The organism is Marinobacter zhejiangensis, from assembly GCF_900114775.1.
In the GTDB taxonomy this organism is placed as follows: Bacteria; Pseudomonadota; Gammaproteobacteria; order Pseudomonadales; family Oleiphilaceae; genus Marinobacter; species Marinobacter zhejiangensis.
Window position 1 is genome coordinate 44,516 of sequence record NZ_FOUE01000003.1, and the last position, 13,131, is coordinate 57,646.

The following is a 13,131-nucleotide window of genomic DNA, read 5'->3' on the forward strand; positions in this document are numbered from 1 at the left end:
CTGAGGATCCGAGGGCGGTTTGGTGCTGACGGATCCGGAATGAATTAACAGGATGACGGTAACACGATGAGTACGATGAATATTTGCGGTGTTGAACTGACCGGCAGCGATGCGGTGGTGTGCTTTTTGAACCTGGACCGGGGGCAGTTCAGCTTGCCGGACTGCAAGGTGCGTAAGCTGTCGTTGCCGAAGAACCACACCGGGGAAGACTTGAAACAGTTCCAGACGACTTTTGCTGAGTTGATGGCTGAGAACGGGGTTGCCCGTGTTGTCATCAAGGAACGGATGCAAAAAGGCAAGTTCGCCGGTGGTGCGATCAGCTTCAAGCTTGAAGCGACCATTCAGTTGCTTGGCGGGGAAGGGCTGGAAGTTAGGCTGGCATCCCCGGCACAGATCAAATCCACCCTGGCGGCGAACCCCCTGCCTATTCCGTTTGCCGACACTGGATTGAAAGCGTTCCAGGAAACCGCCTTTATTGCCGCCTATGTGGGACACATGGCGAAATAAGGGGCCTTTCCGGTCCAACTACCATTGGTATGGGAGAAACCTTTGTGGGCACCCTTCTGATCATTCTGGCCGTACTGTTTGTGTCCCTGATCATCATCATTCCGTTGATAGAGCGCTATGCCCCCCGGGGTGAAAACCGGAACTACCGACACATTACCCGCTGGTTCATACCGCTGATGATGCTGATTTTTGTGCTGCAGCTGGTCAGGCACTTCTTTATGAGTTAGCGGCTGCTTTCCAACTGCCTGCGTAGCTCTTTCAACGATAGGTTGTTCCCCAGCCGGTTTATTCCGCCCTCAACCACAGCCAGTGCCTGGGCGGTATTGCCGGCCGAATGCAACGCAACCGCGTAAACGTAGACGTAGCGGGCGTTGTCTGGCGCCAGTTGTTCGGCCCTTTCCAATGACTCGAGTGCAGATTCAAGGTCCCGTTGACGTACCTGCAACAGCCCCATGCTGTGGTGGAGGTCGGCGGATTGCGGCAGCCGTGAGAGCCCTTCCTTCAGCACCTGGGCACCATCCCTGTCACGGTTCTGGGTGCGATAGAAATCTGCCAGGTTGATGTATGCGGGTAGCCAGCCCGGGTCGAGGGCGAGGGCCTCCCGGAAGGAGGCTTCCGCCTGGCTGGGCTTTCCCTGGGCAGCATAGAAACTGCCAAGATTGACGTGGGCGGATGGTGTATCGGCGTTGTGTTGCTGGGACTCCAGGTATTCCTCGCTGGCGTTTCCGAGGGCGATACGGTCGGTCATCGGCAGGGCGGACAGGGGGATGTCTGATAGTGCCTCGGCGGCCAGCGCCCGCACCACTTTTTCAGGGTCATCAAGCAACGGACGGATAAGCTGCAGGCGCTGCTCCGCAGGCAGCGGCTGAAGAGTCTGGACCGCGCTGCTACGTACCAGGGGGGAGTCGTCGCTCAGCGCTTGTGCGACCGCTTGCAGTGACTCCTGATTGAGCCAGTTGCCCAGCGCATTCACGGCTGTGGCACGGGCGATAGCCGGCTGCTGGGTATCACGCACTAGCGCCAGCAACTGGTATTCGGCGTCTGGTGCCTGGGTACGGGCGGCATTCAGGGCGCCGGCGAACTGCTGATAGCCCCGGGGAGGGTGGCCGTACCAGTTCACTAACTGATCAGCGGCCCACTGGGGCGTTTGGTCGTTGTGACAGCCGGTACAGGCATTTGGCGTTCCCATGGCCGCGGTCTGGTCGGGCCGGGGAATGCGGAAACTGTGGTCCCGCCGTGGGTCCACTACCATGAACTCCTTGGCTGGCATGTGGCAGTCAACGCACTGTGAGCCGGCACCGTCCATGCTATGGAAGTGGTGTTGTGTGCTGTCGTAGGCGGGAGCGCTGTGGCACTGCAGGCAAACGCCATTGCCCGGAGCGCGCAGCTCCAGGCTGTGGGGGTTATGGCAATCGCTGCAAGTGACTCCGGCCTGGTACATCTTGCTCTGGATAAAGGATCCGTAAACGTACACTTCACCATCAATCTGGCCGTCCGCATGGTAGTCACCGGCGGTCAATAGTGAGGGCAGGAAGCTGTCCATCAATGGCTGGCCGGTGCGGTCGTCCTCGAACAACTGGGCCCGGCGGGAATGGCAGGCGGCACAAACCTGGATTTCGGTTTCCGTCGTCCGGGCTGGGTGGCGGACCGGTTGGCCGGTGGCTTCCGACACTCGCCAGGCCACGCCTTCGCGTTCGTCGAACCGGTGAGTTAATCCGAGGGAGTTGCTATCCACCTGCTGCCAGCCGGGCTCCTGTTTGGCCCAGAGCAGGTGGTTCGAGGCTGGGCCATGGCAGGCCTCGCATGACACATCGATTTCTGACCAGGTGGTGTGGTAGCTGCGGCTGGCACTGTCGTAGTTCTTTTCAACCTGGGTGGAATGGCATTCGGCACACATGAAATTCCAGTTTTGCTGGGCACCGGTCCAGTGCAGCGGGTCCTGATAGGTGAGGGCCTCGTCGGGGTAGAGGTGAAACCAGCGCTGCCCGCCCTGATCCACCGGGCGGGCATCCCAGGCGATGTTCAGGGCTTGCAAGCGGCCACCAGGAAGTTCCACCAGGTACTGCTGCAAGGGGAAGACGCCAAAGGTGTAGTGAATCGGGTAATCCTGCAACGAACCGGTCGGGCCGTCGGTTTCGACCATGAAATCCTGAGCACCTCGATAGAACTTGGAGGTTATGCCGTTGTAGTGGAATTCCGCGCCCGAGAAGTCGCCCAGAACGGTGTTCTCGTTAGCGGGTTGCATGGCCAGGTCATGATGGGATTGGGTCCAGTTTTCGACTTCGGTGGCGTGGCAACCGGTGCAGGTGTCACGGCCAACAAAATAGGGTGTTGTCAGCGAAGGCGCCGCATCAGGAGCTGGCGTAGGCTCCGGGGCCTGGTTTTCGCTCAACAAAAACCAGGTCGCTACGATCGCCATAACGGTGACCAAAATGGCGGAGATCAACGCGTTGGTACGAAGGCTGCGGGCGTGGCTGGCGGGTGGTTTGTGTTGTTTGTTGCGCGCCATACTCGGTGCTGTCCTTTCTCCTGATGTACAACTCCAACCTGCCGGTTTGCGCAAAATGAAACGACCGGGGGCGCTCTATACTGTTAATGCATGCGTTTTTCTAATCTATCGACGAAGCTCCAGGAAGTAAACACGTTAATCAGTGACTTAGCGAGGGGCGCTGGGTGAAGCGGCCGGGTAAATGGTGCTATCGGTGTACGCTGCTACACTGAGATTTTGTGCCTTTTTTGCCGGCAACGGCAGTACTCGTTCTACGTGTGAGATTTAAAAAGGAGTTTGCCCATGCGAAGTAATGTACGACGTTTGATGAACACCGCCACGGCGCTTGTGCTGGCCTTGTTGGCTATGCCCATGCTGGCGGCCGACAAGCCCAATGTCCTTGTGATCATGGTGGACGATGTGGCGCCGAATGCGTTGAGCGCGTATAGCCTCGGTATGCAATACCCGACACCTAACATCGACCGGATTGCCAATGAGGGTGTGCTGTTCACCGACCACTACGCCCAGCCCAGCTGCACGGCTGGCCGTGCGGCATTTCTGATGGGGCAGTTGCCGGTTCGGACCGGCCTGACAACAGTGGGGCAGCCAGGCAACCCATTGGGCATCCGTCCAGAGGATCCGACCCTGGCGGAGGTGTTGAAGGAAGAGGGCTACATGACCGCGCAGTTCGGCAAGAATCATCTGGGTGACCTGGACCGGCACTTGCCGACTCTGCACGGGTTTGATGAGTTCTATGGCAACCTCTATCACCTCAACGTATCCGAGGAGCCGGAGCAGGCGGATTACCCGACCAATGAGGAATTTCGTGAAAAGTACCTCCCCCGTGGGGTGATTGAGTCCTATGCCGATGGCAATGGCGGTCAGACCGTTCGCGATACCGGCCCGCTGACTATTGAGCGTATGAAGACCTTCGATGAGGAAATACTGGCACGTAGCGTAGACTTTATGGAACGGGCGGACGGTGAAGATACGCCGTTTTTCATCTGGCATGCCACCAGCCGGATGCATGTGTATACCCACCTCACCGAAGAAAATGAACACCTGGCGGTCGGGGTCAGTTCTGCCGAAGACAAGTTTGGCAGCGGCTTGATGGAGCATGATGGCCATGTTGGCCAGCTGCTGGATAAGCTCGATGAACTGGGCATCGCAGACAATACCATCGTGATCTACACCACGGACAACGGCCCGGAATCCAGCACCTGGCCCGATGCCGGTGTCACGATGTTCCGGGGTGAGAAGATGACCACCTGGGAAGGTGGCGTCCGAGCTCCGTTCCTGGTGCGGTGGCCGGGGCACATCCCCGCCGGCCTGAAACTCAACGGCATTTCCTCCCACGAGGACGTTCTGCCGACCATTGCGGCGGCGGTGGGGCGCCCGAATATCAATGAGGAACTGCGCGAATCCCACAATGTCATGATCGACGGGGTGAATAACCTCGACTACTGGACCGGTCAGGCTGAGGCGTCTGCCCGTAACCACTTTTTCTACTACTACGAGTCGTCACTGACGGCGGTACGTGTCGGCCCCTGGAAGCTCCACTTTGCCACCAAGCCGAACGGACGTTATTACGAAGACCTGGTTTTCCACACCATGCCGAAACTGTTTAACCTGCGAAAGGACCCGTTCGAGTACTACGACGGTGACATCGGCTTCCATCAGATCATGCGCAAGAGCTGGGTATTCCAGCCGATGCTGGCTTTACTGACAGAGCATCTGCAAACGTTCGAGGAGTTTCCGCCGAGGCAGGAGTCAGCTTCTTTGAATATCAATGAAGCCATCGAAAGAGCCCAGTCCTCTATCCACAGGCAATAACTTCAGCCAAGTCTGGGGGCATTTGATGAAACCGATATCAATTGCCCCCGTTAGCCCCTGTTCTACCCATTTTCTGATAATGCCGGGTTGCGGGGCCGCTATGATTGATCGCATCATCTTCAGTGGCGTATTCGTTAAATCGGTGGCATGAAGCCGCTGATGCCTCACTACCACAACCCGGAATAGAAGATGAAACCAGACTTTCTGACAGCGGCGGAGTCGTTTCCTCCGATCCGCACCATGGACGACATTGAAGCGATTGAGAAAACACCCTGGTCTTCCTACCACTTTCCTGACAGTACCCTGGAGATGATTGAGGCCAGCGTTCAGCGCCGTCCAGAGGCGGTGGCGCTGCGTTTCCTGCCTACCGCCGAGAATGGGGAAGAGGGCGTTTGCTACAGCTATCGTCAATTCGGCGAGCGCATACGCCAGGCTGCCAATGCCTTTATTGCACTCGGCGTAGGCCCTGAGGATGTGGTGTCGTTTATGCTGCCGAACCTACCCCAGACCCACTTTACGCTTTGGGGCGGTCAGGCTGCGGGTATCACCAATGCGGTCAACCCGATGCTGGAACCTGAGCACATTGCGGGGATTCTGAACGGGGCCGGAACCAAGGTGTTGGTGGCACTGGCACCGATGCCTGGTGCCGACATCTGGGACAAGGTGGTGGCGATCCGCGACCAGGTGCCCAGTCTGCAAAAGGTTCTGTATGTTGATCCCTGCCAGTTCCTGCCCGAGGCTCAGGCCCAGGCGATTCGCGCTGCGTTGCCTTTGCCGGTTGAAGACTGGTGTGAGGACTTTGATCGCCTGGCAGGAGCCCAGGTGAGCGAACGGGTGTTGTCTGACCGGGTGATCAAACCAGAGGACACCGCGTCCCTGTTTCACACCGGTGGTACGACGGGTGTACCCAAACTGGCCCCGCATAGCCATGGCAATGAGGTGACCAACGCACTGATGACCGCTGCCGCTTTCCAATTCAATTCCGATGATGTGGTGCTCTGTGGCCTGCCGCTGTTCCATGTCAACGCCGTGATCATCACCGGACTTGGGCCATTGGCTACGGGGGCCGAGATTGTGCTGGCCACCGCCGGTGGTTTCCGTACTCCGGGGCTGGTTGGTCGATTCTGGAAGCTGGTGGAGCAACACCGGGTATCGTTTTTCAGCGCGGTGCCTGCGATCTATGCCGGCCTGCTTCAAGTGCCTTTTGGCGATGCTGATGTCAGCTCCCTGAAAAAGTCGCTCAGTGGCGGCGCCGCATTGCCGAAGGCCGTGCACGAAAGGTTTGAACAGCTTACCGGCCTGGTGGTTGTCGAAGGCTTTGGTATGACTGAAGGTACCTGCGGCAGCATGCTGAATCCAATGGCCGGCGAACGCCGTTCTGGCTCTGTCGGTTTCCGGTTGCCCTACACGGGGGCTCGGGTCGTGCAGTTGGATGAGCACGGCGCTTACCAGCGAGACTGTGACACCGATGAAGTGGGTACGCTGATCATCAGTGGCCCCAATGTTTTTGCCGGGTACACCGACCCGGAAAAGAATCGCGATATCTGGGTGCAGGAAGGCTGGTTCAACACGGGTGACCTGGCTCGAATTGACCGGGAGGGCTACTTCTGGCTGACCGGGCGCAGCAAGGACCTGATCATCCGCGGTGGCCACAATATCGATCCGCAGATGATTGAGGACGTGTTACATCAGCACCCAGCGGTGGACATGGCTGCGGCGGTTGGTAAACCCTGCGACCGTGTAGGCGAACTGCCCGTGGCCTATGTCAGCCTGCGTGCGGGTACTGAGTGCACGGAGGCCGAATTGCTGGCGTTCTGCGACGAACGCATAGCTGAACGTGCCGCCATCCCCAAGAACATCTGGATCATCGACGCAATCCCGCTGACCGCCGTCGGTAAAATATTCAAGCCGTCGCTTCGCCTGGACGCGATTGAGCGTGAACTCACCCGGGTGGTGTCGGAGGAACTCGGTGGACAGACATTCAGTTTGCGCGCCACCAGCTGTAAGCATCATGGCCAGCGGGTGGATGTGACCTTGGGCGAGTCGGATCGTGCCGGTGTGGGTGCTCTGACAGCCCGGCTACAGGCGTACCCGGTTCATGTTGAGGTTCACCTGGCTGCGGAATCGGCGGGAAGTTAATGAAGTCGGCAAAGGGCGGTTCGATCCGTCCGCCCTTTGCAGTTGCTCTGCGATGTCGCCGGAGGCTGGGGCGATAGAGTCGTCTTTATCCGCCCAGGGCCTGGTAAACGTACTTGGATTTCTGGCCGAGTGCGCGTACGACCAGGTTCATCAGGCGGGAATCGGCGCCCACGTACCAATGGGTTTTGTTGCCATGGGCGGCCTCCCAGACCCGATTGGCGACATCTTCAGGTTTTACTTTGACCCCCAGTTTTTCGATGCTTTTCGCTTTTACCTGAGCATCAAACACCATGGGTGTCTGCACGTATGCGACGACGATGTCAGATACCTGAATGTCATGCTGACTGAACTCGACGTTCAGGGCTTCGGTGAAGTTCCGGACAAACGCTTTGGTTGCGCCATACACGGCATGGTGCGGGGCACCAAACTCCGAGCTGGCGGAGCACATGGAGACAATGTGTGCCTTGGGAGTGTTCTTCAGCGCGTCAAAGGCTGCGTCGGTGCAGTGGATGACGCCATTGACGTTGACGTCGATGAGCAGTTTCTTTTGCTCGGAGGTGATGTTCTCATGGGGGCCCATAAAGAGCACGCCCGCGCAGTTAAACAGACAATCCAGTGTCCCACCGGTATGGCTCAGGAACGACTGAACCATGGCGTCCGCTTCCTCTTTTGTGCTCACGTTTGAAACCAGAGGGATGACGTTGCTGCTTCCGATGTCTTCAACCAGTTTATCCAGTGCAGCGGGGTTGATGTCGGCGGCGCCAACAAGCCATCCGCGGGAGGCGAACAGCTCGGCAGTTTTCCTGCCAATTCCAGAGGCAGCACCGGTAATCAGGATTGTTTTCGTCTGTGGCATGGTAGTTGTGACCTTCTTTTTGTTTGTGCTTGTCCTCTCGATTATCTCAAAGCTTTGAGCGACCAATATTGACGGATTGGGACATATTTTTGTCGGATCGCGACAGAGCGGTAAAGTCTCAACAATCGGTAAATGCATTGTCAGATCAGTTTTAAAATAATCGCTACCATGATGTAACCAAACCCGATGGTCGCTGGTAAGAACCCGATGCACACCATTGCCCGCCCCAGCACCGTATCACTGTTGCCCATGTTTGGATTGATCGCCTTGGCGATAAAGCCTGCGGGGTTGTAGAGCACGCCAACGCAGTAAATCACGATAATGGCATCTGGGATGGATAATGCCAGGTGATCAATCGCGTAATACACAAAGCCGGTTAACGCGGTCATGATCGTGTAGTCGACATGGGAGCGGATCAGGTTATGGGTCGCCGGGAAGATCTTTTTTAACCAGCGCACTTTGCCATAGATGATCAGGGTTGCCAGCCAGGCTTCCAGCAGGGAGATCAACATTGCGATGGCGGCGGTCAGCAATAGCCACGCGGGGCCGACTTCAGGAAATGACACGGTTTAGTCCTCTGACTTCGTAGAGATTGAATGTGGGGGTGTTGGCAGGTGCGGCTATCAAGCCTGGTGTTTCACGTGTTTCCGATACCAGCGTTTGCCGAAGAAACCGTCCAGGTGCCAGGACAATGTGGGCAGTAAGCCCCGTTGCCGTAGCCAGAACCTTTGCGGCACGGGCAATTGGGTGCTGACATAGCGAGGTGTAATGTGGGCGGTAATGACACCCTCGCCCTCATCCTTGCTCCGGTGAGCCAACAGTTGGCCATGCCCGTCGATGATCGCGGTATGGCCTTCCAAGGTGCCTCGGTAAGTGAGCCAGGGCAGCCCCGGAAAGCGAGACTGGATACGGTTGCAATGTGAGGCATGAATCACCGGCGCACCAATCAATTGCGCAGTTTCCTGCACACTGGCGATCAGGTTGTCTGAGTTATGGGCTTCCATTTTGTGGGTAAGCCACGTCGGCCAGTGGTCGGGCATGCTCCACCAGTGGGAGCCGCCGATAAGCACATCGACCTTTCCCTGCAGGCGACGGGACGTCTGGCTACGCATGAACTCCCAGCACACGGCCGTGCCAACCCGGACATCGCCAATTTGCCCTAGCTCGCCGCTGTCATCAGTGTCGCCGCCCTCATAGAAGGCGTTTTCCCACATGGTGGGTAGATCTTTATCGTGCTTCCCCAGCAGCTCGCCCTTGTTGAAACACAGATAGCGATTACGAACACCGCCATGTGGAATCCGGCACATGAAGGAGCCCCCGATCACCACGCCATGGCGCCTGGAGAAGTCACGCAGAAACTGGGCGGAAGGGCCGTCCTCGTGCTCGATTGCGGCCACTAACGCCGGGTCAAAACACACGCCGGTGTTAAAGAATTCCGGCAGGGCAATCCACTGGGCTCCCTGGTCAACCGCCTGTTCCGCCAGCCGCTGGCAGGCGCGGAGGTTATGGAGCGTATCACCCAGCCGGGTATCCAGCTGAATGGCGGCAACGGCTACTGGTGCCGTTGCTTTAACGGCCACTTTGTCGGTTGTCATGGAAGCTCCAGACGGTTCTGTAAGGGAGTTGATTACGACGAAAACCATAAGTTATCGGGCCGATCAGCCGCCATTGCTGTGCCGGACAGGACCATGGTATTTTCAGCCATCCCAATAAAAAGACGAACAGTTGTGCAGCACGTATCCACCATATACGCCCGCTTTATCTGCCGCGAGTTGCCACTGGACGAAGCGCAAACCGACTGGATGCTAGGTGCGTCGTCCCTGAGCTGTCGTGACATCCGCACACAGGCAACCATGCCGTACCCGGATTTTTTTTCATTCCTGGAACGGGTGATCGCCTCAGAGCCGTCGGTGGATCTCGGCCTTCGGGTGGGGGCAAGGCTGATTCCACCATCGCTGGGGGAGCTTGGCAGCGCTTTGCTTTGTGCGCCTACGCTGCAGCATGCCTGTAGACTGGCGGAAACCTTCATTCCGGTTCATGTCGGCTATATTCGGTTGCAGGCCGACCGCCATGCTGACGGCCTGACACTGAATTTTGTCGAGCTGGCCGATTTGAAGAACACTCGCCGGTTTCAGATCGAAGTGTTATTGCTGCTGGTTCAAAACCTGATTGAAGCTGTGACCGGGCAGCCGTTTGATCACGGGGAGTTCCGGTTTCCTTACCCCCTGCCGGACAACCATTCGGTCTACCCGGAGTACTTCCACAGCCCAGCCCGCTTTTCGTCTAGGTTCGCGGCGGTGGACATTCCCCATCACTACCTGACGCTACCATCACCGTTTTATGACCCCATTGCCTGGGATAATTTTCAACTGACCTTGAAAGCCCGCAAACACCAGCTGCAGATCCATGACCACAAGCCTTACTGCCGCCAGGTTCTCCAAGTACTTAATGAACGTGGAGATGTGTTGCCCTGTGTGGGCGAGACCGCACGCAGGCTGAATATGACCGAGCGGTCACTCAGTCGTCACCTGAAAGGGGAGGGCAGCAGTTATCGGGCCTTGCGTAACCGGTTAGTGCTGGAACGAGCGCAGTTTTATCTGCGCCACACGGATTTGTCGGTGGATGCCATCGCCGGGCAACTGGGGTACCAGGACTATTCCAGCTTCCGGCGGGTGTTTAAAAAGTGGATAGGCTGTACGCCGACCACGTATCGGAATGGGGGCGGTAACCGCTAATCCACCCATTGCCAGGGTGGTGCGTCCAACAATCCCTGGCCCAGGATCACGGTCTCGCCAAGCTCCTTGTTCAGGGCGATGGAGTTGCAGATATCGCTCTTTTCGAGGGTCGCAACCAGCCGTGGTGCGTGGGACACCACCCACACCTGGGTTTCCTGTGAGGCCCGGATGATCAGGCGCCCCAGGGCGGGCAGCAAATCCGGGTGCAGGCTGGTTTCCGGTTCGTTTAACACCAGCAGGGACGGTGGCCGGGGCGTGAGCAGTGCCGCCACCAGCAACAGGTAGCGAAGCGTTCCATCGGACAGTTCCGCCTGGTTCAGGGGGCGTAAGAGCCCATCCTGGACGAACTGCAACAGCAGGCGGTTCCCGGAATCGGCTTCAAAACGGATGGTCGCACCGGGAAACGCATCTTCGATGGCGTCGTACAGCGCCTGACGATCGCCAATCTCGTGAATGGTTCGTAACGCCGCAACCAGGCTATGACCCTCCTGATCCAGCACCGGCGTGCGGGTGCCAATCTGGGGAGTGCGAATGAGGGAGTGGGCATCGGTCCGGAACTGGTCGTAGAAACGCCAGTTGCGGATGGTTTGCCGAACGGCATGGACTTCGGGTACCGCCACCGGGTCGCTGATTTCATTCAGCACGCTTTCATGGGTGTTGAGGTTGGCGTTGTAGACTTGCCAGCTGCGGCCTTCGCGTACTTTCACGGTAGACCCAATACGGTCGATCAGGCAGCTACTTGGCCGGCACACATCGCCTGCCCAGATGCACTCCCGTTTTATCTCGGGGTCGAACTGGAACATGGACGGGTCCTGGTACCCCGCAAAACCCTGAGGGGCTGGAACGCCAAGCGAAATGGCGTACCCGAAGTTTTCACCGACAAAGCCTAGCCTCAGGCGGGTGTTCTGTTTCTTGGCGGAGCCTTGGATCGGGGCGGTGCCGTCTCTCATGCCACTGGTAAACTTTTCCGGGCCGGCCCAGAATGTGTAATCCAATCCCCCCTCCTGTGCCAGTGAGAAGATCAGCTCGCCTTTGGCGGTATCGGCCAGCAGGCGCAGGGACTTGTAGAGATTGGATTTGCCACACCCGTTGGGGCCAGTCACCACATTGAGGCCAGCCAGGGGAGAAACAACCTCTTTCAGGCTTCGGTAGTTGGATACGGCAAAGGCGTTGATCATTGGCAGAAAAAATCCGTCTCTGGGTGGCTTTCCGTTTCGGTCAGAGTATAGGGATGGCGAAACCTTGTTCGCAACTTTGCAAAGGTTTCGGTGGGGCGGCGCTCTGACTTGACCGCCAGTATGGCTATTGCTAGCTTCGTTGGACCTTGGCTGAAAAGGACTTCATAGGCGTAAGCGCCCTGTGCTTGGCAGGGTAATGAACGAACTTTTCGGTCTGTGACTTCTTTTGGTGGCGGGCTGACTCGAACGTAGTGAGGATGCTCCATGTCGTTGACTCGTCCCCTGTTGCTGGTGGCATTAGTTCTCCCTTTTCCCGTTGCGGCCTCGACCCTGGCGCTGTCTTGGGACAATGACCTGCTTGTTGGCTCAGACGGTCGTTATACCAATGGTGTCCGCCTGAGTTACGTGGGGGATACCCATGCAGATTGTGGTCAGCAAGGAGGCTCTGTGTGCGCCATTGCCCGGGGACTGGACCTGTTACCTGGTGTCGATGCCGCAACAGACCGCCATACCATAACGATCAGCCTTGAGCAGGCCATGATCACCCCCAGTGACATTACCCGTACTGAACCCGACTTCAATGACTTGCCCTACGCGGGGTTCACTAATCTGGAGGTGGGGCTGTTCAGCGCTGAGGGCAACTCCATGGTGGGCTATGGCTTTCGTCTGGGGGTGGTGGGCCCCGACTCCCTTGCAGATAAGGCCCAGAAGTGGGTCCACAAGGTTACCGGGTCTGATGAACCGCAAGGCTGGGATGACCAGCTGGGCCAGGACCTGGTTGGCGGGGTTTGGGTGACAGGTACGCAACGGGTACTGCAGCGGGTCAGTGTCGCAGGAATCGAAACTGAGGCCGGATACGCCTGGAGCGTCGACGCCAACAACTTTCTGGGTAATGCCCAGGTAGGCGGCTTCCTGCGGGTCGGCCGGAACCTGCCGAAAAACCTGATCCCGGACTATTCGGGCTTTGGCACTGCCGGTTCACTGGTGGGTCTGTTTGATGGGGCCGGATTTGGGTGGGAGACGTTCGTCGGTGCCTCGGGGCAGTACATCGGTTATTCCTATGTTGTTGAACACAGTGGCCCCTATGAGGTGGATGGCCGGGATGCCATCGCTGAGCTGGTGATAGGCGGTGGGGTCCATTGGGATCGTTTTGCCACCTCCCTGACCCTGCGAGGCTCCACATCGCCGGTACGGGACAGCGAAAAAGTGCTGAGCTACGGGAACCTCTCGTTCATGTGGGCTTTATAAGCGTAACCCCGACATTCTTCAGGCCGTCTCTACCGTAAATTTTTGATATTTTTTGCAATTTGACCAGACAACACCGAGCGTCACGTTTAAGGTATCCACTTGACGAGCATGGATGATCTCAACGCGCTAAGGACAGCAAGCAGATTG

General features: G+C 57.7%; 11 protein-coding genes. 6 read left to right on the plus strand and 5 right to left on the minus strand.

Translation table 11 applies throughout. The features are described 5' to 3' along the window. Nucleotides 1–75: 75 nt before the first annotated feature. On the plus strand, nucleotides 76–507 hold the full coding sequence (locus BMZ67_RS10100) for a DUF3010 family protein (RefSeq protein ID WP_092023216.1): 432 nt from the start codon (nucleotides 76–78) through the stop codon (nucleotides 505–507). Nucleotides 508–551: 44 nt separating this feature from the next. Continuing rightward, nucleotides 552–734 carry a hypothetical protein gene (locus BMZ67_RS10105; protein ID WP_092023218.1) on the plus strand — a complete coding sequence of 61 codons (183 nt, stop codon included), beginning with the start codon at nucleotides 552–554 and terminating at the stop codon, nucleotides 732–734. On the opposite strand, the gene BMZ67_RS10110 is transcribed toward BMZ67_RS10105, so the two are convergent. Then, on the minus strand, nucleotides 731–3,016 hold the full coding sequence (locus BMZ67_RS10110; RefSeq protein WP_217642487.1) for a tetratricopeptide repeat protein: 2,286 nt from the start codon (nucleotides 3,014–3,016) through the stop codon (nucleotides 731–733). The genes BMZ67_RS10105 and BMZ67_RS10110 overlap by 4 nt on opposite strands. 282 nt (nucleotides 3,017–3,298) lie before the next feature. On the opposite strand from BMZ67_RS10110, the gene BMZ67_RS10115 reads away from it, so the two are divergent. Both BMZ67_RS10115 and BMZ67_RS10120 read left to right on the plus strand, forming a co-directional pair. Further along, nucleotides 3,299–4,828: an arylsulfatase gene (locus tag BMZ67_RS10115; RefSeq protein ID WP_092022239.1), complete on the plus strand. Its 1,530-nt coding sequence runs from the start codon at nucleotides 3,299–3,301 to the stop codon at nucleotides 4,826–4,828. Nucleotides 4,829–5,017: 189 nt separating this feature from the next. Next, nucleotides 5,018–6,967, plus strand: coding sequence for an acyl-CoA synthetase (locus BMZ67_RS10120; RefSeq protein ID WP_092022241.1), 1,950 nt, complete (start codon nucleotides 5,018–5,020; stop codon nucleotides 6,965–6,967). An 85-nt stretch (nucleotides 6,968–7,052) separates the two neighbouring features. Here BMZ67_RS10120 and BMZ67_RS10125 read toward each other — a convergent pair whose 3' ends face one another. The 3 genes from BMZ67_RS10125 to BMZ67_RS10135 form a co-directional block, all read right to left on the minus strand. Next, a complete protein-coding gene (locus BMZ67_RS10125) occupies nucleotides 7,053–7,823 on the minus strand; it encodes an SDR family oxidoreductase (protein WP_175481892.1) in 771 nt (256 codons plus the stop codon). Between the two features lie 140 nt (nucleotides 7,824–7,963). Beyond that, on the minus strand, nucleotides 7,964–8,389 hold the full coding sequence (locus BMZ67_RS10130) for a hypothetical protein (RefSeq protein ID WP_092022246.1): 426 nt from the start codon (nucleotides 8,387–8,389) through the stop codon (nucleotides 7,964–7,966). A 57-nt stretch (nucleotides 8,390–8,446) separates the two neighbouring features. Beyond that, complete coding sequence (locus BMZ67_RS10135) at nucleotides 8,447–9,418, minus strand: carbon-nitrogen hydrolase family protein (protein WP_175481893.1); 972 nt, start codon at nucleotides 9,416–9,418, stop codon at nucleotides 8,447–8,449. Nucleotides 9,419–9,550: 132 nt separating this feature from the next. Between BMZ67_RS10135 and BMZ67_RS10140 the strand changes: the two genes are divergently transcribed. Next, a complete protein-coding gene (locus BMZ67_RS10140; RefSeq protein WP_175481894.1) occupies nucleotides 9,551–10,558 on the plus strand; it encodes an AraC family transcriptional regulator in 1,008 nt (335 codons plus the stop codon). Here BMZ67_RS10140 and BMZ67_RS10145 read toward each other — a convergent pair. Beyond that, nucleotides 10,555–11,736 (minus strand): AAA family ATPase, encoded by a 1,182-nt coding sequence (locus BMZ67_RS10145; RefSeq protein WP_092022250.1) that lies wholly within the window; start codon nucleotides 11,734–11,736, stop codon nucleotides 10,555–10,557. The genes BMZ67_RS10140 and BMZ67_RS10145 overlap by 4 nt on opposite strands. Before the next feature lie 264 nt (nucleotides 11,737–12,000). Here BMZ67_RS10145 and BMZ67_RS10150 point away from each other — a divergent pair, with 264 nt between their 5' ends. Further along, complete coding sequence (locus tag BMZ67_RS10150; RefSeq protein WP_092022252.1) at nucleotides 12,001–12,984, plus strand: lipid A deacylase LpxR family protein; 984 nt, start codon at nucleotides 12,001–12,003, stop codon at nucleotides 12,982–12,984. The last annotated feature ends 147 nt before the right edge of the window (nucleotides 12,985–13,131 follow it).